Source organism: Paenibacillus sp. P4_E11, assembly GCF_056401635.1.
This window is the reverse complement of sequence record NZ_JBFUIX010000056.1, coordinates 21,108-46,842: the sequence shown is the minus strand read 5'-3', so window position 1 is coordinate 46,842 and position 25,735 is coordinate 21,108. Positions and strand designations below refer to the sequence as shown.

General features: G+C 51.4%; 24 protein-coding genes. 16 read left to right on the top strand and 8 right to left on the bottom strand.

Going from position 1 to position 25,735, the window contains the following annotated elements; all coding sequences use genetic code 11:
- From AC1DWB_RS20415 to AC1DWB_RS20370, 10 genes are all read left to right on the top strand, one after another.
- Positions 1-1,072, top strand: a 1,072-nt coding sequence (locus AC1DWB_RS20415; protein ID WP_477542937.1) for an AAA family ATPase, incomplete at its 5' end; no start/stop codon positions are given.
- A 258-nt stretch (positions 1,073-1,330) separates the two neighbouring features.
- The gene (hisD, locus tag AC1DWB_RS20410) at positions 1,331-2,650 is read left to right on the top strand and encodes a histidinol dehydrogenase (protein ID WP_477542936.1); all 1,320 of its coding nucleotides are present in this window, start codon (positions 1,331-1,333) and stop codon (positions 2,648-2,650) included.
- Between the two features lie 102 nt (positions 2,651-2,752).
- Complete coding sequence (locus tag AC1DWB_RS20405) at positions 2,753-3,625, top strand: 3-hydroxyacyl-CoA dehydrogenase family protein (RefSeq protein WP_477542939.1); 873 nt, start codon at positions 2,753-2,755, stop codon at positions 3,623-3,625.
- Positions 3,622-4,824 (top strand): acetate/propionate family kinase, encoded by a 1,203-nt coding sequence (locus AC1DWB_RS20400; protein ID WP_477542935.1) that lies wholly within the window; start codon positions 3,622-3,624, stop codon positions 4,822-4,824. The genes AC1DWB_RS20405 and AC1DWB_RS20400 overlap by 4 nt, the downstream gene beginning before the upstream one ends.
- Positions 4,825-4,827: 3 nt before the next feature.
- The gene (gene asnS / locus AC1DWB_RS20395) at positions 4,828-6,123 is read left to right on the top strand and encodes an asparagine--tRNA ligase (RefSeq protein WP_477542934.1); all 1,296 of its coding nucleotides are present in this window, start codon (positions 4,828-4,830) and stop codon (positions 6,121-6,123) included.
- A gap of 12 nt (positions 6,124-6,135) precedes the next feature.
- The gene (locus AC1DWB_RS20390; protein WP_477542933.1) at positions 6,136-6,825 is read left to right on the top strand and encodes a DnaD domain protein; all 690 of its coding nucleotides are present in this window, start codon (positions 6,136-6,138) and stop codon (positions 6,823-6,825) included.
- A 178-nt stretch (positions 6,826-7,003) separates the two neighbouring features.
- On the top strand, positions 7,004-8,704 hold the full coding sequence (locus tag AC1DWB_RS20385; protein WP_477542932.1) for a spore germination protein: 1,701 nt from the start codon (positions 7,004-7,006) through the stop codon (positions 8,702-8,704).
- A complete protein-coding gene (locus tag AC1DWB_RS20380) occupies positions 8,652-9,788 on the top strand; it encodes a GerAB/ArcD/ProY family transporter (RefSeq protein WP_477542931.1) in 1,137 nt (378 codons plus the stop codon). Before AC1DWB_RS20385 ends, AC1DWB_RS20380 begins: the two co-directional genes overlap by 53 nt.
- The gene (locus tag AC1DWB_RS20375) at positions 9,748-11,022 is read left to right on the top strand and encodes a Ger(x)C family spore germination protein (protein ID WP_477542930.1); all 1,275 of its coding nucleotides are present in this window, start codon (positions 9,748-9,750) and stop codon (positions 11,020-11,022) included. Before AC1DWB_RS20380 ends, AC1DWB_RS20375 begins: the two co-directional genes overlap by 41 nt.
- 14 nt (positions 11,023-11,036) lie before the next feature.
- Positions 11,037-11,246 carry a CLC_0170 family protein gene (locus AC1DWB_RS20370; RefSeq protein ID WP_477542929.1) on the top strand — a complete coding sequence of 70 codons (210 nt, stop codon included), beginning with the start codon at positions 11,037-11,039 and terminating at the stop codon, positions 11,244-11,246.
- Between the two features lie 99 nt (positions 11,247-11,345).
- Here AC1DWB_RS20370 and mtnB read toward each other — a convergent pair whose 3' ends face one another.
- From mtnB to AC1DWB_RS20335, 7 genes are all read right to left on the bottom strand, one after another.
- Entirely contained in the window at positions 11,346-11,990 is a 645-nt protein-coding gene (gene mtnB / locus AC1DWB_RS20365) for a methylthioribulose 1-phosphate dehydratase (protein ID WP_477542938.1), read from the bottom strand.
- Between the two features lie 2 nt (positions 11,991-11,992).
- Positions 11,993-12,661, bottom strand: a complete 669-nt coding sequence (locus AC1DWB_RS20360) for a 2-hydroxy-3-keto-5-methylthiopentenyl-1-phosphate phosphatase (protein ID WP_477542928.1) — start codon at positions 12,659-12,661, stop codon at positions 11,993-11,995.
- Positions 12,658-13,965 carry a 2,3-diketo-5-methylthiopentyl-1-phosphate enolase gene (locus AC1DWB_RS20355; RefSeq protein WP_477542927.1) on the bottom strand — a complete coding sequence of 436 codons (1,308 nt, stop codon included), beginning with the start codon at positions 13,963-13,965 and terminating at the stop codon, positions 12,658-12,660. Before AC1DWB_RS20355 ends, AC1DWB_RS20360 begins: the two co-directional genes overlap by 4 nt.
- Before the next feature lie 20 nt (positions 13,966-13,985).
- A complete protein-coding gene (gene proC / locus AC1DWB_RS20350) occupies positions 13,986-14,864 on the bottom strand; it encodes a pyrroline-5-carboxylate reductase (RefSeq protein ID WP_477542926.1) in 879 nt (292 codons plus the stop codon).
- A gap of 33 nt (positions 14,865-14,897) precedes the next feature.
- Complete coding sequence (locus tag AC1DWB_RS20345) at positions 14,898-16,145, bottom strand: glutamate-5-semialdehyde dehydrogenase (RefSeq protein WP_477542925.1); 1,248 nt, start codon at positions 16,143-16,145, stop codon at positions 14,898-14,900.
- Positions 16,142-17,311: a glutamate 5-kinase gene (gene proB, locus AC1DWB_RS20340; RefSeq protein WP_477542924.1), complete on the bottom strand. Its 1,170-nt coding sequence runs from the start codon at positions 17,309-17,311 to the stop codon at positions 16,142-16,144. Before proB ends, AC1DWB_RS20345 begins: the two co-directional genes overlap by 4 nt.
- Before the next feature lie 584 nt (positions 17,312-17,895).
- Positions 17,896-18,228 carry a hypothetical protein gene (locus tag AC1DWB_RS20335; protein WP_477542923.1) on the bottom strand — a complete coding sequence of 111 codons (333 nt, stop codon included), beginning with the start codon at positions 18,226-18,228 and terminating at the stop codon, positions 17,896-17,898.
- A 35-nt stretch (positions 18,229-18,263) separates the two neighbouring features.
- Between AC1DWB_RS20335 and AC1DWB_RS20330 the strand changes: the two genes are divergently transcribed.
- Together AC1DWB_RS20330 and AC1DWB_RS20325 are read left to right on the top strand one after the other, a co-directional pair.
- Positions 18,264-19,481, top strand: coding sequence for a winged helix-turn-helix domain-containing protein (locus tag AC1DWB_RS20330; protein WP_477542922.1), 1,218 nt, complete (start codon positions 18,264-18,266; stop codon positions 19,479-19,481).
- Complete coding sequence (locus AC1DWB_RS20325) at positions 19,475-20,287, top strand: aminoglycoside 3'-phosphotransferase (RefSeq protein WP_477542921.1); 813 nt, start codon at positions 19,475-19,477, stop codon at positions 20,285-20,287. Before AC1DWB_RS20330 ends, AC1DWB_RS20325 begins: the two co-directional genes overlap by 7 nt.
- 155 nt (positions 20,288-20,442) lie before the next feature.
- On the opposite strand, the gene AC1DWB_RS20320 is transcribed toward AC1DWB_RS20325, so the two are convergent.
- On the bottom strand, positions 20,443-21,642 hold the full coding sequence (locus AC1DWB_RS20320) for an aminotransferase class I/II-fold pyridoxal phosphate-dependent enzyme (RefSeq protein WP_477542920.1): 1,200 nt from the start codon (positions 21,640-21,642) through the stop codon (positions 20,443-20,445).
- 136 nt (positions 21,643-21,778) lie between these two features.
- On the opposite strand from AC1DWB_RS20320, the gene AC1DWB_RS20315 reads away from it, so the two are divergent.
- From AC1DWB_RS20315 to AC1DWB_RS20300, 4 genes are all read left to right on the top strand, one after another.
- Positions 21,779-22,582: a carbon-nitrogen family hydrolase gene (locus tag AC1DWB_RS20315; protein WP_477542919.1), complete on the top strand. Its 804-nt coding sequence runs from the start codon at positions 21,779-21,781 to the stop codon at positions 22,580-22,582.
- Between the two features lie 166 nt (positions 22,583-22,748).
- On the top strand, positions 22,749-23,993 hold the full coding sequence (locus tag AC1DWB_RS20310) for an aspartate aminotransferase family protein (protein WP_477542918.1): 1,245 nt from the start codon (positions 22,749-22,751) through the stop codon (positions 23,991-23,993).
- Between the two features lie 33 nt (positions 23,994-24,026).
- Entirely contained in the window at positions 24,027-24,776 is a 750-nt protein-coding gene (locus AC1DWB_RS20305; RefSeq protein WP_477542917.1) for an amidohydrolase family protein, read from the top strand.
- A gap of 34 nt (positions 24,777-24,810) precedes the next feature.
- On the top strand, positions 24,811-25,569 hold the full coding sequence (locus AC1DWB_RS20300) for an amidohydrolase family protein (RefSeq protein ID WP_477542916.1): 759 nt from the start codon (positions 24,811-24,813) through the stop codon (positions 25,567-25,569).
- Positions 25,570-25,735 lie beyond the last annotated feature (166 nt).

The window sequence follows — 25,735 nt, the reverse complement described above, 5'->3', positions numbered from 1 at the left end:
GGGTGTAGGCGCAAGTCGGATCCGTGATCTATTCAAGGATGCACGTGCGAGAGCGGCGAAGGAGAACAAACAGAGCGCCATCATCTTTATCGATGAAATCGATGTTATCGGTGGTAAGCGGGAAGGTGGTCAGCAGCGTGAGTATGATCAGACGCTGAATCAACTGCTAACCGAGATGGACGGCATTCATACGTCCGAAACACCGCGTATTCTGATTATGGCAGCCACGAATCGCAAGGAAATGCTGGACAGCGCTTTGTTACGTCCCGGTCGATTCGATCGACATATTCAAGTAGATTTGCCCGATAAGAAGGGCCGTCTGCATGTACTGCAAATCCATGCGAAGAATAAGCCAGTCGATGCCGAGGCTAGCCTGGAGCGGGTAGCAGCAGAAACATTCGGCTTTTCTGGCGCTCAACTGGAGAGCGTGATGAATGAAGCCGCCATCTATGCGATGCGAGACACGGATACTGTCGTGCGGCAGCCTCACTTCTCGCTTGCGATCGATAAGGTCATGATGGGCGAGAAGACGGACCGGGAAGCGACGATGGAAGAACGCCGCCGTGTCGCCCTTCACGAGCTGGGCCATGCGATAGTAGCGGAAGAGGTCAAGCCGAAATCCGTCTCGATGGTTTCACTCAGTCCGAGAGGGCAAGCGCTTGGTTATGTGAGACACAATCCACAACAGGATCAATATTTGTATACGAAGCATGAGATCGAACAGCAGATTATGATTGCGCTCGGTGGATCGGTTGCCGAAGAGATGTTTTATGGTGGCCGCAGCACAGGCTCCAGGAACGATTTCGAACAGGCACTGAATTTAGTCGGCACCATGATGGATTCCGGATTAACTGGACTGGGCATCGTGGACCGACGTATGGTGACGAAGGAAGAATTGATGAAGGAAAATACAGACATATTGGAAAGCTTGATTACGACAACTAGGGAACTGTTGGAACGGTTCCGTAACGTGTTCGAGCAAAGTCTGGACATTCTGATTCGTGAAGAAGTGTTGACCGGCGACCAGTTTCGGGAACTGCTAGGTGATATAAGAGCCAAAACTTCAGCCTGAGGCTGGAGTTTTTTGGCGTATTCTTATATAATGATCGCAAGTGATGAAGGAGGACAAGCACGATGTATGATTTTAAGTTGAGTCTGCGCATATCCAATAACCATCATCCAAGCTAGGCGTTTGTACGACGGAAATCATCCTTTCCGTAGGTACTGACGCCTGTTGGCGTTATACCTGCGGACTTGTAACACGAGAGCCCAGCAGGTGTATTGTAACCTGCACGGGGCTCTTTTTTATTTTCTAAGAGGAGGTTATGGAATGAACAGCCTAATTTATCAACTACCGAAAGACAAGGAACCATTGGATCGGAAATTTGAAAATCATAAGCTTTTATTCAACAGAGAGGTGTTGGCAGGCGTATGGTCCATATTCGATGAGATTGCTAGAGACCGGGATGCTGGAATCCAGGCAATGACGAGGAAGTTCGATGGCGTACAATTAGATCGCTTGGTGATGTCGGATGAGGAAGTGGACCGCAGCATAGACTCCTTGTCCTCCGACACACGTTCAGCTATTGAGCGAGCGATTCACAACGTACGGGAAGTTAATGAACTGTTGTTGCCGAAGTCGTGGGACCAGCTTATTAGACCCGGGACTACAATCGGCGAGAACGTATCTCCCTTGGATAGCGTTGGTATTTGGATTCCGTCGCGCAAAGGACCACTATTATCCACGGCAATCATGCTCGTGACGGCGGCAAAAGTGGCAGGTGTAGGCAACATCATGGTTGGCTTGCCTCCACAGGCTAATGGCTTGGGTGATCCGGGAACCGTTGCGGCAGCCAAACTCGCAGGTGCGGATGGGTTTGTCATCGGGAATGGGGTGTCGATCATCGCGGCATTTGCTCAAGGGACCGAATCTGTACCTGAGGTAGATGGGATATTTGGCCCGGGTCCAGGTGGAATTGCAGCTGCTATGAGTGTAGCCATGACATTTGGCAAGAAAAGTGTATTGGGCATCGGACCGACAGAAAGCGTGATCCTGACCGATGATTCGGCCGATCCATTGGTTCTAGCGTATGATCTGATGAATGAAGGTGAACATGGACCGGATTCTTCCTCTCTACTAGTCACCACTTCTCTCCGTCTGGCTAGGCAAGTGGAATCGAACCTGCTGGAACGAATGCAACAAGTCGAGCCTATGAGAAGGAGCAATTTGCAAAGCGTATTCGGTCCGTCTGGGAAGGGGGCTATCATTGTTGTGCCCGATATGGAGAGAGCCTGTGCGTATATCAATCAATTCGCTCCTGAACATGTAATGATTGTCTGTGAAGAGGACAGTCAGACGTACATATTGGATCATCTGAAGCATGCCGGTGAAATTCTGATTGGAGCTTACACCCCATTCTCGGCTGCGAATTATGCGATCGGGATAACGGCCGTCCTGCCAACGAACCATTATGCCAAAGCATTCTCGGGGATTACGTCCAAGGAAATGGTGAAAGTGTCTACCATCGGGAAACTGGATCAGAACGCCCTAAGAGAACTATATCCTATCGTGAAGCAACTAGGAGAATACGAACAGCTGCCTTGCCATATTAACGCTGCTGCGATCCGATTGGACGGACTAGCTGAGTAACTTGCTTCTATCGCTTTTTCGTAGTACGGTAACATATGAAGCATATGAAATTCATGAGTAATTGATAACGAAAGTTATAGGTTTGGAGGGGACATCATGATCATGCCTTTCACGAAAATCGGGGTCGTTGGCGGGGGAACGATGGGGCAAGGCATTGCAGAAATGCTAGCATCCGCGGGACTTGAAGTGCTGCTTCTGGAGCAGACTGAACTTAATCTCAACCAGACATTATGTCAAATCGAGGTTAGTCTGGATCGGCAAATCGAGAAGTGGGGTATTACCGAGACCGAGAAAAAATTAATCCTATCACGTATTCATAAAACAGCAGGACTGTCTGAACTCTCTGATTGCCAGCTGGTTATTGAAACCATCAGTGAAGATTTGTCTAGCAAGATGGAGTTGTTCCGCCAACTGGATCAGGTTTGTTCGAGCTCAATTATTTTGGCTAGCAATACTTCAACCTTGAGTTTGACCGAGCTGGCAAGTGCTACAGAACATCCTGATCGGGTAATCGGTCTTCATTTCGTTCATCCTGCAGCTAAGAACGATCTGGTTGAAATTGTTCGGGGATTGAAAACTTCTGACGTAATTTACGAGCGAACGAATTATTTTGTAGAAGAGACGATTATGAAGAAGGGCGTGATGGTCTACGAATCGCCCGGTTTCGTGACGACACGGCTCATCAATGTGCTAATTAACGAAGCGATGCATACGTTGTCCGAAGGAGTGGCAACGGCCGAGGATATCGACTCTGCTATGAGAATCGGGTATCATTTTAAGTATGGACCGCTGGAGTTAGCCGATCGATTCGGGTTGGACGCTGTACTGACTGCAATGGACGGATTATTCCGGGAATTCGGGGACTTGAAATATCGTCCGTCGTATATACTGAAACAAATGGTACGTGCTGGACGGTTGGGCGTGAAGACGGGAGAAGGGTTCTTCCGCTATGATAAGGAGGGAGACCGATTGTGAACATCCTCGTTATTAATACAGGGAGCTCTTCGCTGAAGTACCAGCTGTTCGACATGTCGGATGAGTCGACGAAAGCTCGCGGTAAGGTCGAGCGGATCGGCCTTGATACCGCTATCGTAACCCATGAGCCGACAGGCAATGAAGAATTCCGCGACGTCATGGAAATACTAGATCATACCGCCGCGATGCGCGAAGTGCTGGCGAATCTCGTTCATCCAGAGCGCGGGGTCATTGCGTCGATGTCGGAAGTGCATGCTGTAGGTCATCGAATCGTACATGGTGGGGAAACCTTCTCGGCGACTGTCCGCGTTACTAGAGATGTGAAGAAGGAGATCAAGCGGTTGTATGATCTTGCTCCGTTGCACAACCCTTCACATATGATGGGCATCCAGGCTGTCGAAGCTATCTTGCCGGATGTAGCGCAAGCCGTATGCTTCGACACCGCGTATCACCATACGATGCCAGCCAAAAGTTACTTATACCCGATCCCCATGGTGCTCTACCGTAAACACCGCATTCGGCGGTACGGGTTTCACGGGACGTCTCACGCTTATGTGAGCGGGCGCGCGGCAGATTTGATAAACCGACCTCTGGATCAACTGAAGATGGTCACTTGCCATATCGGGAATGGTGCAAGTGTAGCAGCAATCATGGATGGCAAGTCCTATGATACTAGCATGGGCATGACCCCATTGGAAGGACTAATGATGGGGACGCGGAGCGGCGATATTGACCCGGCCATCGTGCCTTATGCGATGGAGAAGGAGGAGCTGACGCTCCGCGAAGTAAATTCCATGTTGAATAAGCATAGCGGGCTGTACGCTATCTCCKGGATGAGCAGCGATATGCGGGAGATTATTCGCGCGATGGAAGAAGGCAATGGCAATGCAAGGCTAGCCTTCGATATGTATGAATACCGGCTGCGCAAATATATTGGTTCCTATGCGGCTGCCATGAATGGCATGGATGCCCTTGTATTCACTGCTGGAGTCGGCGAGAACAGTCCGGTGTTGCGGCAAGCTGTATGCTCGCAATTGACATTCATGGGTGTGAAGCTGGATGAAGCAGCCAATGCAATACGAAGCTCCGCAGATCGGCTTATCTCTACGAAGGATTCGGCTGTAGCGGTGATGGTTATTCCGACGAACGAGGAATTAATGATTGCCCGGGATACGTTCCGGGTTATTAATGGAGGTTGATTGATGATGAACTTAAACGTGATTCGAAGTGTCAAGGACCACGTAGGTGAGAGCGTAACAATCGGCTGCTGGCTATACAACAAACGCTCGAGCGGGAAGATTCAGTTCTTGCAGCTGCGCGACGGAACGGGTTTCATTCAAGGTGTCGTTATGAAAGCGGAAGTGCCGGATGAGGTGTGGGTCCAGGCGGGCAAGCTGACACAGGAGAGCTCCTTATATGTGACTGGTGTTGTTCGAGCTGACGAACGAAGCCAGAGTGGATATGAGCTATCGGTTACCGGCGTGGAGACGATTCAAGTGGCGGAAGAATACCCAATCACTCCTAAGGAGCATGGTGTCGACTACTTGATGGATCACCGTCACTTATGGTTGCGTTCGCCGCGACAGAGGGCGATAATGGTTATTCGGGCCCAAATCATTCGTGCTGTTCAACAATATTTTGACACGAACGGCTTTTACTTAGTGGATCCCCCTGTCTTGACACCATCGTCGTGTGAGGGGACGACGAATCTATTCCATACCAAGTATTTTGATGAGGACGCCTACTTGACCCAGAGCGGGCAACTGTATATGGAAGCAGCCGCCATGGCATTGGGACGGGTATATTCGTTCGGACCAACGTTCCGCGCTGAGAAATCGAAGACGCGCCGTCATCTGATTGAATTCTGGATGATTGAGCCCGAGATGGCCTTCATCGATCACGAGGAAAACTTACGCGTCCAGGAGCAATTCGTGTCGTTCATCGTGCAATCCGTATTGGAACATTGCCCGAAGGAGCTGCAGACATTGGAGCGCGACATTAGCAAGCTACAGAGCATAACTGCGCCGTTCCCCCGCATTACATACGATGAAGCGATTCAACTGCTGCAGGAGAGCGGTTACGATCTGCCTTGGGGCGAAGATTTCGGTGCACCGCATGAGACCGAGATTGCCAAGCATTTCGACAAGCCGGTGTTTATTACGCACTATCCGGCTTCGTTCAAGGCGTTCTATATGAAGCCGGATCCGAATCGGCCGGAGGTTGTATTGTGTGCGGACATGATCGCACCTGAAGGCTACGGCGAGATTATCGGCGGCAGCCAGCGAATCGATGATCCGGTGCTGATGCAGGAGCGATTCGAGCAGCATGAGCTGCAGGAAGAAGCATACCGCTGGTATTTGGATTTACGCAAGTATGGAACTGTGCCGCACTCCGGCTTCGGATTAGGGCTGGAGCGGACAGTGGCGTGGATATGTGGACTGGAACACGTGCGTGAGACCATTCCATTCCCACGCCTCTTGAACCGACTATATCCATAACGAGGAGAACCGATGATGCGAAGAGATGAACAATGGAAGCGGATCGAGCAAGGGTTGACGGCCGCGCTTCGCGAAGGTTCGGTGGCGATTCCGGCCCTGCTGCTGCAATCGTATGCAGCACTCAAGCTATCGGAGACGGAAGCGATGTTGCTCATTCACTTGATCGCCTTCCGTGAGAAGGAAGGTAAGGAGTTCCCCACGTTGGACGAGATCCAGGCGAGGATGACGGCTGCGCCGGATACGGCGGTCAAAGCGCTGCAGCGGCTCGTTCAGCAGCAGTTCATCCAGATTGACGAGGAAGAAGATCCGATTACCGGGATTCGCTCGGAGCGGTATAACTTGCTCCCGCTATACCGGAAGCTTGCCGCCAGGTGGGCGGAGTTGCGTCAGGAAGAGCAGGCAGAAGCACTTCGTCGATCGGAGCCAAGTAAGGACAAGGACATCTTCACCGTGTTCGAGAAGGAATTCGCTCGCCCACTGACGCCGATGGAATGCGAGACGATCTCGCAATGGCTCGATCAGGATCACTTCCCGGAACAGCTCATTCTGGCTGCGTTGAAGGAAGCTGTATTCGCCGGCAAACTGCATTTCCGCTATGTGGATCGGATCTTGCTGGAATGGAGCCGCAATCGGGTGTTCACGACTGAGCAAGCGAAGGAATATACGCAAAAGTTTCGCGGGGGACGCCCGCAGTCCAAATAGGAACTTAATGCCTTAGACAGGAAACCTTGACCGTTGAACTTAYGGTTAGGGTTTCCTTTTTTGTAGGATTGCCCACACGTTACCTATTTCCTCTAAGAGTTAGGATAATTTTCCTCCAAGCTGCGAATAATGAAACCGATTGTGATCGGATCTATGCAGAATGGGGGTAGAAAAATCGATGTCTAGCTTGTCTTGGCTGAAGAAAAAAAGTAAAGTGCTCAAACGCTACCACAGTCGTTCCTCTGGTTCATCTTCTGACTCCTCATCGGATACTCCCAAGCATATGACGGAACATATCGAAGAAACCATTCAATATGTATCTGATCTTCTAGGGGATAACGATGATTTCATCATCCGAAGATTCAAAGTAATGGGAAGTGTTCCGGCGGTCATCATCTACTTCTCCCACATGACGAATATGGCGCAACAAGATGTGTTGAAGCCATTCATGACTATTGCCAACCGTAGAGAGACGGCGCCGTTGCAAGGAGAACAATTACGTCAGATGCTGCTAGACGATTTCCTCTATCCTAGTGACGGTGTGACGGAAAAGAAATGGAGCATGCTCATAGAAGGCTTGCTTGGGGGACGTACACTGATCCATGTGCAAGGGATGGAAGAAGGCTTCTTATTCGACACGAGAAATATTGACAAACGATCGATCGATCAACCTCAGACCGAGCAAGTCATTCGTGGCTCGAGGGAAGGTTTCATCGAGGTCATGTGCACGAATATTGCACTTATGCGGTATCGACTGCAAACGGCGGATTTCACGGTCAAAACGATGAAGATCGGGCGACTGACGCGTTCGACTGTTTCGATCTGCTTTATCAAAGGAATTGTCAATCCGGCCCTGGTCGAAGAAGTGAACAAGCGACTTAGCATGATTGATATCGACGGCATTATGGACTCCGGATACTTGGAGCAGTTTATTCAGGACAATCATTTCACGCCATTTCCGCAAATCCAGAACACGGAGCGGCCGGATAAAGCAGTAGCCAACCTTATGGAGGGGCGTGTCGTAATATTAGTCGAAGGATCGCCGATCGCTTTAATATTACCGGCGGTATTCACACAGTTTTATCAAACAGCCGAGGACTACAACGAACGGTTCATCGTCATGAGTTTCATTCGTATGGCTAGATTGTTAGCCCTAATGTTCTCGCTCATATTTCCTGCACTCTATGTCGCGATTATCTCATTTAATCCGGAATTAATCCCGACGGAATTCGCCGTAGCCGTATCCGGAGGGAGAGCGGGTGTGCCTTTCCCATCTGTAATCGAAGTACTGCTCATGGAGGCATCGATGGAAGTGCTGCGCGAAGCGACGATTCGACTTCCCCAGCAAGTAGGGGGAGCACTATCGATTGTTGGTGTTCTCGTAGTGGGTCAGGCTGCGGTTTCCGCGGGGTTCGTCAGTCCGATCACTGTTGTTGTCATCGCCCTGGCAACGATAGGTTCCTTCGCGACACCGGCCTACAATGCAGCTCTGGCTCTACGGCTGTTGCGGTTCCCGCTTATCATGGCGGCAGGAATATTCGGGCTGTACGGGGTAATGGTGGGGCTCATCTTCGTAGCCAACCATATGCTCTCGCTTCGCTCGTTCGGAGTGCCGTACCTCAGCCCCATTGTGCCGATGGATGGGCAAGGGATGAAAGATTCACTGGTCCGCGCTCCACTGTGGTGGATGAAGAGCCGGCCTGTCACTCTTCACCCATTGAACAATCAGAAGATGGACCCAGAGGCGAGTGATCAATTGTTGAAAAGCAGATCCAACGTCCTGGAGCCCCTACAGGTCAATAAGGAGAAGGGAGAGGGAGCTGCCCATGAACGATCCACGTCAAGTAACAGCCGTTCAGACGGCCATCATAATCAGTAGCTCGATTATTGGAGTAGGCGTGCTGCCGCTCCCTCTGATTGCTGCGGTCCATGGCGGGACTGGGGCACCGTTAGTGACAGTGATCGGTATTCTCATATCCATGGTATCCATATTGATCTTAAGTAAATTGGGACAACGATTTCCTAGCAAGACCATCATTCAGTATAGCGAAGACGTAATAGGGAAAATTCCTGCGATACTAGGCAGCATTTGCATCATTGCGTTCTTTGCCTTACTAACAGCACTGGCGGCCAGAGAATTCGGAGAGGTGGTCGTAACATCCGTCCTGAAGAAAACGCCTTTGGAAATAACAGTCGTGGTCATGTTGTTGCTTGCTGCAGTATCTACACGTAACAATATGACCACCTTTGCCTATATTCATCAATTTTATTTTCCGGTAGTCGTAATCCCGGCAGTCCTGATTATCATCTTCTCGTTGAAGAATGGGAATGTTTTGTTCCTACAGCCATTCTGGGGAGGCGACCATAGCGTTCTGGATATGTTGAATGGCGGAATTAACATTGCCTCATTGTTTCAAACCTCATTCGTGATCACGATGGTCATTCCCGCTATGAGGTCCGTGAAACGCGTGATGAAATCTGCTTTCTGGGGCGTACTTATAGCCGGTGGCATGTACGTGTGCATTGTAATTGCAACAATCGTTGTATTCGGTCCCAAAGAGACTAGCAAGTTGCTCTGGCCAACACTGGAGTTATTCAAAACAACCTCGCTGCCAGCGAATGTGTTAGAACGGCTGGACGCGGCTTTTCTAGCGATATGGGTGACTGCCGTCTATACGACATTATTCTGCAGTTACTACTTCACGATCCACTCGTTGAGTCAATTGTTCAAATTAAAGGATCACCGGATGTTCTCGATCATGCTGATCCCCTTCGTATTCGTTCTGGCGATGCTGCCGCATAATGTAGTGCACATGTACGATGTGATCATCTTCGCCGGAAGAGTGGGATTGTACATAACGCTTGGTTATCCGTTATTGCTGCTGCTGATCGCCATGCTGAGAAAGAAGAGGGAGGATACCGATGTTCAGACGTCTCAGGCAGATAGCCGCAAGCAACGTTAACAGACAAGAGAGGTCGCGATCGAGATTACTGGCGTACCTCTTACTGACCGTGTTCTGCATCCCCCTACTTACCGGATGTTGGGACCGACTAGAGATTGAGGAAAGAGCGCTCGTGCTAGGCGTAGGTGTCGATATTGCCAGTCCAGAAGATGAGAAAAAAGAAGCTAATGCTTCGCATTTGCCAAATTCGTTTCCAAAACCGAATGCAGTCTTATTGAAAGTAACTGTACAAATCGCGGTTCCAGGACGTATTCCGCTTGGACCCGGAGAAGGGGGAGGCTCTGGGAAGGGGCAAAAGCCAGTGTGGGTTCTCTCTTCGGTTGGGTACACGCTCGATGATGCGCTCAACAATTTGCAGCAGGAGCTGGCGGATCGAATGTTTTTTGGGCATTTGCGCGTCATTGTGCTGTCTCAAAAATTCGCGAAATTGGGGATGTCGGATATCAATGACTATTTGCGGCGAGCACCCGATGTCAGACGTACGACCTGGATGGTAGTCTGCGAGGATCAAGCGGAGGATCTGATGAAGATGGCGCCTCAGCTGGAGCGAGTGCCTTCCTTGTATTTGCTGGCTACCATGGATCAGGCGGTCCGCATGGGTAAGCTGCCTAATGCATTCGTGGGCACATACTGGACAGCGGACTCCGCACTTGGTATGGACCCATTCCTGCCCTATGTGAAGCTGATTCAAAGCGGGAATATGCGGATTGCCGGACTAGCCATGTTCAGTGGCGCGAAGATGGTGGGCCATTCGGAACCGGTAGAGATAGGTGCTTACATGGCAGTCAAAGGATTGAATCCTAGCGGGTATAGCGTGCAACTAGAAGTCCCGGGTAGTAACACATTATACATGTACCAAATCACCCATCGATCATCGAGAATAAGCGTGACCATCAAGGATGGCCGACCAGAATTTCTGGTAAAAATTAATTCCGAAGGGAACATCAAAGAGAAGTCAAATGATGACGAAATCCTCGATGTCAAAATGATCAATCAGATCGAGCAGCAATTGGTTAAGAATGGGCAGAAAGCGATTATAGACCTGATCAAAAAAACACAGGTGATGGGATCCGATATCTTCGGATTCGGGGAGTATGTGCGTGCAAAGTATCCTGGCTTCTGGAACAAAACGGTGGATTCAGCTCATGGTTCATGGGATGAAATGTACAAGGACGCGGTATTTAAAGTAGACATGATTTACAAAATACGCCGAGTTGGTGGGAAATCGACATAATCGGAGGTAGTCGAATGGGCAGCAATTACGTCGGATATTTGTATTACATTGTCGTACTCTTCCTGGCATCCGGACTAATAACACTTGGATTGGATGTACGCAATTATAAGCACAAACAGGCGAACAGGGAGAAGACCGCTGCGATATGGTCCGCATGGATCAACTTGTCGTTAGGGGTGCTTATGTTTATAGCAAGTTGGGTATACAAACGTTATTACTGGTAAAAGGTTGAGGATGTTGGGTGGTTTGGGGCAAGGTAATGAACCGTTAGAGATGGAGCTCCAACGGTTCATTACCTTGCGAATAACCAGTGATAGGATCGACTATCGCTTCAGCAGTTCCCAACGGTAGACGTATTCGAATAAGAATTCGAACGCTTCAAGATGGCGTTTGGCTTCGAATGGGTTGGCTCCCCATGCGTATATGCCGTGCTTACGCAACACGATACCTGGAATAGCTGGATTCAGACTGCCCTCTACGAGATCAGCTATACGCGGGATGTCCGAATAATTTGGTAAGATGGGTACGTCGATGGCAGCATCATCATGCCAGATGTTGAACGCCTTGATCAGCTCTACCCCTTGAACGGGGATGCTGCCCCGCTCCCAATACAGCTCGGACACAAGGCTGTTGAATACAGAGTGAATGTGGAATATTGCGCCGCATCCGGTTAATCGGTAAATCTCGCAGTGGATCAAGGTTTCTGCTGATGGCTTAAGCGAAGTTGGCTCCAGCGCCTTGCCTGTCTCGTCTACAAGCAGGAAATCTTCCGGCGTATGGACGGACTTGTCCTTGCCGCTTGCGGTAATCGCGAATGCGAACTGATCCTTCGAATATTCACCTACCCGGACGGATAAGTTGCCACTCGTGCCGGGAAACCAGCCTCTGGCGGCGAAATTCGCTTTGACTTCCCGCAGCTCGGCGTAGGCGTGTTGTTTGTGTTCCAGGGCGATGGGGGTTCGATTCATCATCATGCTCCTCCACTTCGTCGTGAGATTAAGGCGTTTGTTACATCATGGAATGTCGTGAATGGAATATAAGGGATTTTCAATTCCTCACATTTGTCCACAAGATAGGAACGGGCGAAGACAAGCTCCGCCAACTTCGCGCCCTCGAAGTCAGTGACACTGTCGCCGATTAGGATTCGTTCATAGCGGTCGGTGGGGAACCGTCGAATAATCGTCGTCTTGCACATCCCGCAATCTACGTTGCAGTGTTCATCGCACGGGTTAGGCCATTCGATACGGATGTTCTCCCCTGTGAAGTCGCTGCCGTTGCAATATATATGGCTCGGGTCGATAGGGAACCGCGCAAGCAGGGGATAGACGAAGAAATCGATCCCGCCACTCGTGACATAAAATTCAATATGGTGCTCGCTGCAGTAATCGAGCAGTTCGGCGAAACCTTGTCGGATGACGGCATTGTCTATCGCATATCGAACAATCTCTTCCTTCCGAGAGGCCGGTAACAAGTTGAACATCGCACCAACACCTTCCCGGATACTGATGGATCTATCCAGGATGCGAGGGACGATATCCGACCACCCGGGCGGGTCAAAACGCTTCATAATCGCAATGATGTTGTCATTATCCGTTATCGTTCCGTCGAAGTCACAGAATATGACCGGTTGCCTGTTCATTCGCGCGCCCCCCACAGTTCAATGGCTGCCTTCAACTCGCGGTTAGCAGGAGCGGCAGCGGCTTCTGTCAGCGGGGTTCCAACCGCCGCCGCTTGCATCGCTTGACGGAACGCTTGTCCACCTGCTGCAGTACCCATCGGATGACCGTGTATCCCGCCGCCCGCATTGACGACGACATCGGTGCCGAAGTCGCGCATAATGAGCGGGACCAGGCCCGGATGAATACCGGCCGAGGGGACAGGGAAGCTAGTGCGCAACTGGACGGAATGTTGGGTTGATGTTGCGGAATCGTCCACGCTATTGTACATATAGTCGTTCGCAATATCAGAAGTCGTGAGCACATGTTGGATAGCCATATTCTCTTCGCGCGGCATGACGACGGAGCCGTAAGGCGAAGGGAACAGTACAAGATCGGCACCGGCGATGCGCATCAGCTTGCCGAGCAGCACGGACGCCGCGATGCCGTAATGTGGCGACGGATACAACGCTCCTGCGAGCGCGGGATGGGCAGCGATCGGGACGGTGATGGCAGGATCGCTGCTCAGCTCGTGCAATACGTCGAAGCCGTAGGCCAAGACGTTGAAGAGCAGCGCGTTGGCGCCGGCGTCGATCGCCTGCTTCGCCTGCGCCGCCAGCTTGGACGTCGACCCAGTCAAGTTGACAGCATAGAGCAGCTTTTGACCAGTCTCGGCTTGCGCCTGTGCAGCAGCGGCCATACATACTTCCACGCGCTTGCCGATTGGCGTCAGCGGGTTCTCGAACAGAATCTCATCGTCCTTGATCAGATCGACGCCACCACGGGCTTGACCGTAGAACTGTTCACGCAAGCCAGTCAAGTCATGGCCGATCACGGATTTGAAGATGCTCATGAGCAGCGGTCGATCCTGAACGCCTAGCAATTCGCGGACTCCAGCAATGCCGAATTTTGGCCCTGGGAACCTGCTCAGGAATGATTCCGAGAAGTGAATATCGATCAGTCGGATTCGTCCGTCCATAGACAGCTTGCCGAAGATCGTGACGAGCAAGGCTGGGATGTCAGCACTGAAATTAATATCCGGGTACGCAATGCAAATGTCAGCATACCGTTCTAATGGGTTTCCAGTAGATGACTGCGCCGTAGGGCCAGTCTGTTCATGGACATCAACAGATAGTACTCTGCCGAGATGCTTGTCCATCTCGGCTTTCTTCGCTTCCGGGAGATCCGTCCAACTACCGACGGTTAGCCCGACGGCAATCGAGAGAGCTTTCTTATGGAAATCGGCCTTCTCATCGAAGCACCGGTAAGTGGCAACGCAATAACTCATGGGGAATCCCTCTCTTTCTACTAACCTTGCGTATACTTGGCTGCGATTTCCGCACCCATTTCTTGCGAACGATCAGCGGAACGGGTGACGGCCTTAATCACTCCGTCTGTGAAGTTGTGGGCATCGAGTGTCTCGATCGCGGCTTGCGTAGCCCCGTTCGGTGACGTCACCTTTCGGCGCAGCTCGGCAGGGTCTTCGCCCGTAGACCGGACCATTTCTCCTGCACCAAGGATGGTCTGGATCGTCAACTGTCGGGATGTCTCGGGAGTCAAGCCGCCCCGCACGCCAGCTTCGATCATAGCTTCCATCATGTAATAAATATAAGCTGGACCGCTTCCGGAAACACCGGTGACGATCTCGAGCAGCGACTCGTCGACTTCTACGGCAATGCCAACGGAGCGGAACAAGTGAAGTCCGATCTGACGATTCGACATATCGACACTGGCGGAGAAGCTGACACCTGTCGCACCGACCCCGATCGTGCTTGAGGTGTTCGGCATCGTTCGGACGATACGGTGCGGGCCGCCAAGTATTGATTCGATTGTGGAGATGGAGACACCCGCGAGTACGGATACGATAAGCTGGGTGTCAGACAGAAGGGAGGCGATACCGCCAATCCCGCTACCTGCATCCTTCGGCTTCATCGCTAACACAACAATGTCCGCTTCGCGAACAAATCGGTCTTTATCTACTTGTTCAGTGGATACTTGGACGCCGTACTTGGCATGGAGCTGTTGGAGCCGTTCATCGTTCTGACGGTTGACGACGCTAATGCGGGTCGCTTCAATCAGCTGGCGCTCAATCAAGCCACGGAATATAGCTTCGGCCATCGAACCTGCACCGACGAAGCAGATGCGGTTGTTGGCTAATAGATGAACTCCGTTGTCCTCATTTATCATACGTAACCCTCCTCATTTAAAACCCAAATACTCTTATCCTCGGATTTGTCCGTTCCCGACTATGGTGAATTTGGTGGATGTCAGCGCAGGCAAGCCCATCGGTCCACGTGCGTGTAGCTTTTGCGTGCTAATGCCAATCTCGGCTCCGTAGCCAAATTCGAATCCGTCAGTGAAGCGGGTGGAGGCATTATGGTACACAGCGGCCGCATCGACTTCCTGGAGGAAGCGCTCAGCATGCTCAGCATTTTCTGTCACGATACATTCGGAATGCATCGTACCGTACGTACGGATATGTTCAAGCGCTTCATCCAGTCCATTCACGACCTTAACGGCTAGAATGTAGTCGCTGTATTCGGTTCCCCAATCCGTCTCATCGGCTTCCTTCATCCAAGGCACAAGCTCGCGGGAAAGGGCACAGCCGCGCAACTCAACATTACGTTCGCGGAACTGTTCGGCGAGCGCCGGCAATTCGCGTGCAGCATAGTCGCGCTGTACGAGCAGCGTCTCCATCGCGTTACACACAGAAGGGCGCTGTACTTTGGCATTGATCGCGATCGCGGTAGCCTGCTCCGGAATCGCCTCGTTATCAATGTACGTGTGGCACACACCTTCACCTGTTTCGATGACTGGAACCGTCGCGTTCTGGACGACATTCTGGATGAGCGAGCGCCCGCCGCGCGGAATGATGACGTCGAGCAAGCCGTTCAGCTTCAGCATCTCGTCGACCGATGATCGGTCGGAGCTGATCACAAGCTGCAGCGCTTCCGGCGGCATCGCCGAACGGGAGAGTGCCTCACGCATCGTCTCCACGATGCGGCGGTTCGATTCGAGGGCGGCTGACCCGCCCCGAAGCACGACGGAGTTGCCCGTCTTCAGGCAGAGGCCTGCTGCGTCGACGGTCACATTCGGTCTAGCTTCGTAGATCATGCCGATCACACCGATCGGCACGCTCCACTTGCGGACGAGCAAGCCGTTCGGTCTGCGCGTCTCTTCCAGCAAGCGGCCGACCGGGTCATCGAGCTCCGCCACTTCGCGCAGTCCATCGGCGATCGCTTCGATCCGTTGCTCGTTCAGCGCCAGCCGATCGAGCAGGGAGGCGCTCGTGCCATTGTCGCGCCCTTGCTGCAGATCAATCGCATTCGCGGCTATGATCGCTTCTGTGTCTTGCACCAACGCATCCGCCATCAGCAGCAGCGCTTCGTTCTTTTGTACTGTCGTTAACGTTGCCATCGTTCTCGCGGCAACCTTGGCCAAGCTCGCTTTCACTCTCACTTCGCTCATATCGTTGTCCCTCCATTGTCTTGTTGGATGGTGCGATCCGTTGCAGCCAGCGCCGGTTGCGGCGCCAACGTGATCCACTCGTCCCGATGGATCACTTCGATGCGGCTCACATCCACGCGCCGCTGCACTTCTTCCGTGGACAGCCCGGCGGCTGCCCGCAGCTGCCACGCGGCGTAGTTCACGACGCCGCGACCGAGTGCCACCCCGGCGCTGTTCGTGACTTCGATCACATCGCCGGGGAGGAAGTCGCCCTGCACTTCGACGACGCCTGCCGGCAGCAGGCTGCGCCCGCCTGCCACCAGCGCCGTCTCCGCGCCGGCATCGACAATCGCTCGGCCTTGCGCGAGCGAGTGGAAGCCAATCCACTGCTTCTTCGTCGACAGCGTCTGCAGACTCGTCTCGAAGTAGGTACCCTTGCCGTGCTCGCCTACTCCGAGCAGCAGATCACCCGGCTCGGCCGCCTTGCCGATGAAGACGGGCACACCGCCGCGGACGGCGATGCGCGCCGCTTCGATCTTCGAACGCATGCCGCCGGTGCCGACCGAAGAGCCGGAGCCGCCAGCCATCTGGAACAGCTCCTCGCTGATGACACCGACGCGTTCGATGCGACGGGCGTTGGCGTTCTTGCGCGGATCATCGGTATACAACCCGTCCGTGTCTGTGACGATGAGCAGGCGATCGGCCTTAACCAAGTTGGCAACCAGCGCGGATAACTTATCGTTGTCGCCGAATTTCAGCTCCAGCTCATCGACGGACACGGTATCGTTCTCGTTGATGATCGGAATGACACCGTGCTGGAGCAACTCTTCCAACGTCATCATGGCATTATCGATCCGCTTGCGGTTGGAGAAGTCGGACCGGGTCAATAAGATTTGCGCGACGCCGTAGCCGTGACGATCGAACGCTTCATTGTAGCACTGCATGAGCAGAGCCTGGCCGACCGCTGCGGATGCCTGCTTCTCGTGAACGAGCTTCGGTCGCTTAGCGTATCCGATTCGACGGAAGCCTGCGGCTACAGCACCAGAAGTGACGAGAAGCACCTGGAAGCCAGCTTCGCGCAGAGCAGACAGTTCGGAGGCGAAGTAGTCGATTTTATCGCGGTTCAGACCGCCTTCGTCGGATGTAAGCGAGCTGCTGCCGATTTTGACAACGATACGTCGGTTCATATAGGGATAACTCCTTCTTGAGAAACGTTTGGATAAACAAAAAAGACCCCCGTCCTGTTAAGGACGAAAGTCTGTTGGCTTCCGCGGTACCACCTTAGTTGATGAGGGTTCATCCGTCTTCAATTCCTGGGTAACAGCAGGAAACAGCTGTCCGACTCGTCGTCGGCCGTTCGGGGGTAGGTTCGGTCAGGCAACGCGGTAAATTATCGCAGCTTACAAATTTACTCTCTGACGCGTCTGGAGCTGATCTACTGGTCCCGTCATCACGTTTCGTAGAAATGCATATGATTTCCTTCTAGAATAGCATGTTGGGGGGCTGCTTGTAAAGAATGCGTCTGTCCTGCAAGTGCTTTGTAGAGCTGTCGATTAACTGTTGATTGAGGTAGAAACAGCCGTTCCAAGTGAAAAAGGACCCCTTTTGCTCAAACATCTTGTTTGAACCTCCCTGGATTGTACAAGGGATTAAGCGGTGTGGAGGTTCAAGCCAAAACTCGCCGGGGTCCTCTTTTTCACTTTACACTCCCATGTTCATAGTGAATCGACAGCATTTTGTATGTCCTGCATGCAAGACGGACTTAATGCCTTCACCCTTTGATCGAGCCGATTACCATCCCTTTGACGAAATACTTTTGCAGGAAGGGGTACACGACCAGAATCGGAACAATTGCGATGACAATCGTTGCCATCTTGATCGTCTCCGGGGGCAATTGCGCCACTTCCAATGAATTGGCGATCGCCAGCTCCTGACTTACGTTCGTGGCATCAATCATATTGCGCAGCACAACCTGCAAGGGGAACAGCTTGCGATCTGTAATATAAATAATGCCGCGAATATGTTTTTCAACGAGTGCATTTATGAATAATATTATGTCGGAACATGTGTTCGGTTCGTGGGAATTGTGGTATAATCTGGACATAATCTAAGCGTGTAGTCGAGGAGCGGAGGTTCACAATGCGGTCTATTAATCTTACCCCTATACAAGCAAGACGTTTTTTGTTGGAACACCAAGGCCTCAGAGGGAAGAAGGTATTCGAGGGTAAGCCAGGGATACTGGAATACATTCGTCGGGTCGGCTGTATCCAATTCGATCCGCTTAACGTAGCCGGACGCAATCCGGAACTTGTGCTGCAAGCCAGAATTGAAGGCTACCAACCTGCTATGCTACAAGAGTTATTGTATGAGGATCGGCAGTTGCTTGATGGAATGGATAAGGTGATGTCCATCTATCTGACCGAGGCTTGGCCATACTTCCGGAGGTTTCGGGAATCTTCGCAGAGACAATTAGGCTCCATAGATGTGATTGATCAAGCGCTGGCTGAGGTGCGGGAATTCATTACGGACAAGGGGCCGGTTGCTTCAGGGGACTTATCGTTGAATCAGACCGTCGATTGGTCGTGGGCTCCGACCCGCTTGTCAAGAGCGGTACTGGAAAGTATGTATTTCTGGGGCGAACTTCTCGTCCACCATAAAAAAAACAATCAGAAGGTGTATGATTACACGCATCGACATTTGCCACCCGAACTGTGGCAGGCTGAAGAACCGAATCCGGACGAAGAAGCTTATCTCGATTGGCGAGTGCTGCGGCGAATTTGTGCAATTGGATTTATGTGGGAGCGGGCGGGTGATGCTTGGATCGGGATTCCAGGGTTGAAGTCTGCTGAGAGGAAGCGATCCATCCTACGCTTGTGGGAGTGTGGAGAGTTAGTTCGATTGAATGTCGAGGGCATTTCCGAGGGATTGTACGCCCGGACGACGGATGTAGACAGACTGATGAACGGTGATCTGGAAGCGAGTGTCCCCGAACGGGCAGCTTTCATAGCCCCGCTGGACAACTTATTATGGGATCGACGACTCATCCTTCAGCTGTTCGGTTTCACTTATACGTGGGAAGTGTACAAGCCTGCTGCTATTCGGGACTATGGCTATTATGTGCTTCCGATCTTGTATGGCGACTCCTTCATAGCTCGATTCGAACCGGTTCGAGACAAGAAGGACGGTAGTGTCCGTATTCTGAATTGGTGGTGGGAGCCAGGAGTTCAGCCTACTGACGAGATGATGGGTGAATTGAAACACTGTATGAATTCGTATATGCGTTTCCTGGGTGTACAGTCGATAAGAATTGAGCACGAGCTTGCAGAACGTGAAGGGATCGGTAGCTTGATATGCTGACTTCGCTGCCTCTTACAATTCAACCGTATTGGCAGGATGCCCATGTTACTGTTGTGAAGAATAAGAAACGCTCCTCCGTATACAAGCTTGATCACGATAATAGCGGTTCGAGTTATTATTTGAAAATAACCCCTCGTGGAGAAATGGAAACGGAAGCGCTCATGACTCGACATTTGTCGATGTCTGGTTTGTGTGTGAAAATCCAAGTTTATATCCAAGATGGGGAGTCGGACTACTTGCTTACCGAGTGTCTCAGCGGTTTGGATGCTGCGAGTCCAGAGTATTTGAAGCAACCGGAGTGGCTGGCTGAAGTATTTGCGCACAATCTGAAGAAGCTGCACGGTATCCCATATGCAGATTGTCCGAGGCACAATGGACTGTCTGCCATGCTGATTAGGGCGAAACAGAATTACAGGGATGGACGAGTGGAGAACGGTCTTCTCCGCTACTTAGGAGTTGCCAACAAGGAGTTGGCGTACATAGAAATGATGAACTTGTCAGAAGCGATTCGTAACAACGATGATGATGGAGTTGTTATCCACGGCGACTATTGTTTGCCGAATCTAATCTTGAACGGGATTCATTTTAGTGGTTTTGTTGATGTGGGATATGGAGGAATTGGCGATCGACATTACGATCTTTATTGGGGGTTGTGGTCCTTGCAGCATAATTTGCATAGTGGACACTATGCGGAACGCTTTCTCGATACGTATGGTAGAGAGAAGGTGGATGAACGGCGCCTTCGTTTGTGCGGGCTTCTCTCGGCGTTTAATGGATTCCGCGGACAAGATTATTATGAGCTGTGAGTCTTTGGTCTGAGGAAAGGCGGCAAATAGGAAAGGACTGCCATTAGGCAGCCTTTTCAGAATCAATCTATTTCCGTCCGTTAGCGGCGAGAGATCGTCGAATCTGTTCCAGCGTCTTTGGCCCCATACCGTGCGGACTACTCCTTATGACAGGTTCAGTCGAACAGATTCAGYGTGCCGATCCGGCTGACAGCTTCTTTCAACCGCTCCTCGGAGGAGAGCAGGCCGATTCGTATATAACCTTCACCATTGCGGCCGAATCCAATACCTGGAGCCGCCATCACGTTCGCACGTTCGAGCAGCAAGTCGGCCAGCTCCGCGGACGTGTGACCTTTCGGAACCGGCAGCCAGGCGAAGAACGATCCTGGGGACGGCTTCGCCTTCCAGCCAATCTCAGTGAGGGCACCGTAGAAGGTGTTGCGGCGACTTTCGTACATGCTCACAAGCTCGCGTACGCAATCTTGTGAGCCGGTGAGTGCCTCAGCCGCAGCGGCTTGAATACCACCGAATAAGCTGCAGTAGTAATGGTCTTGCATCAGATTGATGAGACGAACAATCTCCGAATTGCCGAGCGCGAAGCCGACTCGCCAGCCGGCCATGTTGTATGTCTTGGACAGTGTGTACAATTCGATGCCGACTTCCTTCGCACCAGGGAGCTCCAGGAAACTGACAGGACGTTGACCGTCGAAGCCGATCGCTCCATAAGCGAAGTCGCTTGCAACGGCAATTCCATTCTTCGCCGCGAAGCGAATGGTCTCCTCATAGAACGAAGCGGGTGCAGTGGCGCCGGTCGGGTTATTCGGGTAGTTAATGAACATTAATTTGGCACGGTTCAAGTCATCGACTGACAATGCCGAATAGTCAGGTAAGAATGCATTCGATTCTCGGAGAGGCATGAACGCCATCTCTGCTCCGGCTAACGCAACCCCCGACCAATAGTCGGGGTAGCCAGGATCGGGAACGAGACACACGTCACCTGGATTCAGTAAGATTTGACTAATCTCGACGAGTCCGGTTTTACCTCCGAACAGGATGGCGACCTCTGTGTCTGGATCCAAGTCGACATTATAGTCTTGCTTGTATCTTTCGGCGACAGCTTCTTTCAGGAATCGGTACCCGCTGAACGGAGAATATTTGTGATACAAGGGATTCGTAGACGACTCCTGTAAAGCCGCAACAATATGCGGAGGGGTAGGTTGGTCCGGATTTCCTTGTCCCAAGTTGATGACATCATGCCCCAAGGCGGTTTGCCGGGTCACTTTGCTTACTAAAGATGCGAAAAATTGCTCCGGCAGTCGTTTCATACGTTCGGCCGGTTCGATTGTAATGGATGAAGGCTTTGTTTGAAAATTCACAGTTTCTCACTCCGATTGGTTGTATTAGTCTGATTATACTTCGAACTCGTTCATTTTCCAATCACATCAGGCTAGTTGTCGTCTCGTTCAGATTGGTCTAAGATAGGAGGAAACGAATGGTTGGGGGATTACTGCGATGACTACATCACAACAATTACGCGTATCCGTCATACAGATGGATATTGCGATCGGAGAGCCTGATCGTAACTACGAGCAACTGAATCGGCTCATGCAGCAAGCGATGGAGGCGGAACAGAAGCCGGATGTCCTAATATGTCCGGAAATGTGGAATACAGGGTACGCGTTGGACCGGATCCAGCAGTTAGCCGATCCAGATGGTTCACGTACGATAGAGATGATCGCGGCATTCAGCCGCAAACACAGTGTTAACGTTATTGCGGGGTCGATCGCCGAGAAGGTAGGGGCAGATGTACGCAACACGATCTACGCATTCGATCGAAACGGTAATGTGAACGGCTCTTATTCCAAAATCCATCTGTTTCGGCTCATGGACGAAGAGAAGCATCTGCAAGCAGGAGATCAGCTCGGTACCCTAGAGCTTGACAGCACACCAGTCGGCGCGATGATCTGTTATGACATTCGATTCCCGGAACTCTCCCGCAAGCTTGCGCTTAGTGGAGCGAAGGTACTATTCGTACCGGCGGAATGGCCGCACCCAAGACTTCATCACTGGCGGACTTTGTTAATGGCTAGAGCAATCGAGAACCAAATGTATGTGGTCGCCTGCAATCGTGTAGGCCGCAGCGGGAATACGGATTTCTTCGGACATTCGATGATTATTGATCCATGGGGTGAAGTGATTGCAGAAGGGGACGAGAGTGAGCGGATCTTATCAGCAGATCTCAATCTCGGACTGGTGGATAAGGTTCGTGCTACCATCCCTGTCTTCCAAGACCGCAGACCGGAGCTATATGTGTAAGAATCGACAACCTCGATATGAACCTAATTCATGACAAAGACGCCGCTGACAAGCACAGGTGAACCAAATTTGCACTTGTCACCGGCGTCTATTTGTGGTTGAATTAACACATGTCTATAACATGTATTGAATCACTCAATCAATCGTCTAACTGGAGGGGAATCCGATGAGCATCAATCTAACGAATACGAATGAGCAATGGCACAACCGGCTGAATCAATCCATTCCATGGGGATCCAGCACTTGTTCGAAAGCGCCTTCATTACTACCGGAAGAGCCAGCTGTTATAGTTAAAGGGCAAGGCTGTCGGGTGTGGGATGCAGATGGACGCAGCTATATCGATTTTCGTAACGGACTTGGTCCGATTACGCTCGGTTATCAGTTCCCTGCTGTGGATGATGCGATTCGGGCTCAGTTATCGAACGGAATTATATTCGGACAACCAAGTCCGCTGGAAGCCGAGGTCGCGGAGCAGCTATGCAGCCTAATCCCGTGCGCAGAGCAAGCTCGATTCCTGAAGACAGGTGGCGAAGCGATTGCGGCTACGATCCGAATTGCCAGAGCTTATACAGGTCGAGATCACATCGTGCAGGTTGGTTATAACGGCTGGGTGAACGCATTGGGTTCCGGCGGTCAAGCACTCCCTGGGCAACGTTCGACCGGGGCTTCTGTACCAGGCGTTCCCGCTGCATTGACGGCCTTGCACCATGTTGTACCTTGGAACAATATCCCCGCATTAGAGGAAGTGCTTGATGCATTTGACGGTCAGGTTGCAGCGGTCGTGATTGYCGCTGATTATGTAGGGATGGCAGCAGGCGCCCAGTATTACTCGGCCGTAAGAGAACTGACAAGCAAGCGAGGCATCTTACTCATTTACGATGAGATCGTAACTGGTTTTCGGGTGGCGTTAGGCGGTATCCAGCAATATTTTAACGTCAATCCGGATTTGGCGATATTCAGCAAAGGCATGGCTAATGGTATGCCGTTGTCCGCCTATGTAGGAAGCCGGGAAGTGATGGCGGCCTGCGATCGGGGTGGTACGGTCATTTCCTCCACCTTCGGGGGGGAGACGCTGTCACTCGCCGCTTCCAAAGCAACAATGAATGTGTATCAGACAGAGGACGTCGTCGGTCACATATGGAAACAAGGGGAAACGATGTGGACCGGTTTGAACGATCGATTCATCCGATACGGTATCCCGATCGAAGTGAAAGGGCTGTTCCCCTGCCCGGCCTTCGTAACGAAGCCCGATGCACCTGCAGGCTTGCTGTCGAGATTCCTACGGGAAGCATACCGTCAAGGAGTGTCCTTGTACAACGTCTCGTACGTGAATTATAGTCACAAGGATGCTGATATTGCCGAAGCACTGGATCGCTTGGACGAAGCCTGTCGCACAATCGCTGCCGTATAAACCATGAAGTGACATCGCGAGGAGACTAGGTCGATGATTATTGATGCTCATGCGCACGTATGGGGCGGGAGATACGAAGAGAGTACGAACATATTGCTTAGGGCCGCGGAACGATTCAACATTTCCAGACTGCATGTTTCCGGGCTATTGAATTATTACTCGGATCAAGCTGAGATTGAGATGCTGAACGGAGATGTGCATCGTTTCATGAAGCAAGAGCCAGAATTGATTGAAGGCTACTGTTATGTGAATCCGGCTAACCCAAATGCGCTCGATGTGTTGCGTCGAGGGGTCGAACAATATGGCATGTCTGGAATGAAACTGTGGGTGGCGACCTATTGCGATGATCCGGCTGTGTTTCCGTTAGTCGAGCAATGCATCCAATACAACATCCCGATTCTGATCCATTCGTTCCACAAGACAATCGGGCAATTGGRGCATGAATCGACGGGGGTTCATGTCGCGAGATTAGCGGCACGCTATCCTGAGGTCAAAATATTAATGGCGCATTTCGGCGGGAACGGCTACCATGGGATCAAAGCCATTCGTGATTATCCGAACGTCTGGACGGATTTCTCCGGTACGTACTTCCGCAGGGATGAGTTGGATTATGCGATACGGCACATTGGAGCGGAGCGTGTCGTATTCGGGTCTGATATTACGATCACGTATCTCGTCAACGTCGGGCAAGTAGAAGAAGCGGAGTTGACTCCGGAACAAAAAGACTATATTTATTACAAAAACGCGCAGAAATTGTTCGATCGCAACTATAAACTTGCGTAATCGGGCTGTCGTGCCCAGATGAGGGGGAACACAAGTGTACACGGACGTTAACGTATTGCTTGGCCAATGGCCGTTCCGTAAGGTGTATAAGAACAAGCTGGAGCATCTGCGCAAAGTGCATGCCGATAACCAGATCACTAGTGGCTACGCGGCTTCGCTGAATAGTGTGTTCTACAATGATCCGTTCGAGGGCGATGAAGAACTGCACGAGCAGATCAAGGGGACAGAGTATAAGCATATCTTAACCGTGAACCCTGAGCTTCCGGGCTGGGAAAAGGATATTGAGGAAGGAATCCAGCGTTTCGATATTCATGGTGTTCGCGTGTATCCGAGCTATCATCCATTCGATCTGAATGGGGACGACATGGGGCGTCTATGTGAGATATTGGTTAAGAATAGATTACCCCTGTTCATCTCCATGCGAATGGAGGACGAGCGTCTCGATTATTTGCTTCAGCAAAGACCAGTAGCAGTTGAGGCGTTACAGCAACTTATCGCGAATCAACCGAACTTGACGATGGTGCTGCTGACGATCCGCATAGGCGAGATTGAAAAGATGAAGGCGGACATTGTAGCGCATCCTCATGTTTATGTGGACACGTCGGGGTTGAAGGATCGGGTGTTCGTTGTTGAGGATTTGGTCAAAGTCATTCCAGTCGAGCGAATCTTGTATGGATCACAGCACCCGCTATTTGCGCTGAAAAGCACCTACCTGCTTGTCGAGATGGCGGACGTGGAGGCGGACATCAAGGAACAGATCTTCACCAGAAACGCGGATATATTGAAGCGCTAATAAGCCAAGTATAAAGCCCTATGCTGCAGACTGCAGAAGCATGGGGCTTTTTGTTGAACTCCTATGCGTATGATACTAATTAGCTCATCAGGAGGCAATGTCATGATATCGGATATAAATGTCATGAAGACATCATTCCTTCCAGCGGTATTACAGCTATAATAAG

Bases quoted from the DNA above. Each gene is read 5' to 3' on its own strand.
- proB (WP_477542924.1), bottom strand. From the start codon at position 17,311: ATGAACCGACGTATCGTTGTCAAAATCGGCAGCAGCTCGCTTACATCC.
- AC1DWB_RS20405 (WP_477542939.1), top strand. From the start codon at position 2,753: ATGCCTTTCACGAAAATCGGGGTCGTTGGCGGGGGAACGATGGGGCAA.
- AC1DWB_RS20325 (WP_477542921.1), top strand. From the start codon at position 19,475: ATGCTGACTTCGCTGCCTCTTACAATTCAACCGTATTGGCAGGATGCC.
- hisD (WP_477542936.1), top strand. From the start codon at position 1,331: ATGAACAGCCTAATTTATCAACTACCGAAAGACAAGGAACCATTGGAT.
- AC1DWB_RS20335 (WP_477542923.1), bottom strand. From the start codon at position 18,228: ATGTCCAGATTATACCACAATTCCCACGAACCGAACACATGTTCCGAC.
- mtnB (WP_477542938.1), bottom strand. From the start codon at position 11,990: ATGAATCGAACCCCCATCGCCCTGGAACACAAACAACACGCCTACGCC.
- AC1DWB_RS20385 (WP_477542932.1), top strand. From the start codon at position 7,004: ATGTCTAGCTTGTCTTGGCTGAAGAAAAAAAGTAAAGTGCTCAAACGC.
- AC1DWB_RS20390 (WP_477542933.1), top strand. From the start codon at position 6,136: ATGATGCGAAGAGATGAACAATGGAAGCGGATCGAGCAAGGGTTGACG.
- asnS (WP_477542934.1), top strand. From the start codon at position 4,828: ATGATGAACTTAAACGTGATTCGAAGTGTCAAGGACCACGTAGGTGAG.
- proC (WP_477542926.1), bottom strand. From the start codon at position 14,864: ATGATAAATGAGGACAACGGAGTTCATCTATTAGCCAACAACCGCATC.
- AC1DWB_RS20370 (WP_477542929.1), top strand. From the start codon at position 11,037: ATGGGCAGCAATTACGTCGGATATTTGTATTACATTGTCGTACTCTTC.
- AC1DWB_RS20380 (WP_477542931.1), top strand. From the start codon at position 8,652: ATGAACGATCCACGTCAAGTAACAGCCGTTCAGACGGCCATCATAATC.
- AC1DWB_RS20345 (WP_477542925.1), bottom strand. From the start codon at position 16,145: ATGAGCGAAGTGAGAGTGAAAGCGAGCTTGGCCAAGGTTGCCGCGAGA.
- AC1DWB_RS20330 (WP_477542922.1), top strand. From the start codon at position 18,264: ATGCGGTCTATTAATCTTACCCCTATACAAGCAAGACGTTTTTTGTTG.
- AC1DWB_RS20360 (WP_477542928.1), bottom strand. From the start codon at position 12,661: ATGAACAGGCAACCGGTCATATTCTGTGACTTCGACGGAACGATAACG.
- AC1DWB_RS20315 (WP_477542919.1), top strand. From the start codon at position 21,779: ATGACTACATCACAACAATTACGCGTATCCGTCATACAGATGGATATT.
- AC1DWB_RS20355 (WP_477542927.1), bottom strand. From the start codon at position 13,965: ATGAGTTATTGCGTTGCCACTTACCGGTGCTTCGATGAGAAGGCCGAT.
- AC1DWB_RS20375 (WP_477542930.1), top strand. From the start codon at position 9,748: ATGTTCAGACGTCTCAGGCAGATAGCCGCAAGCAACGTTAACAGACAA.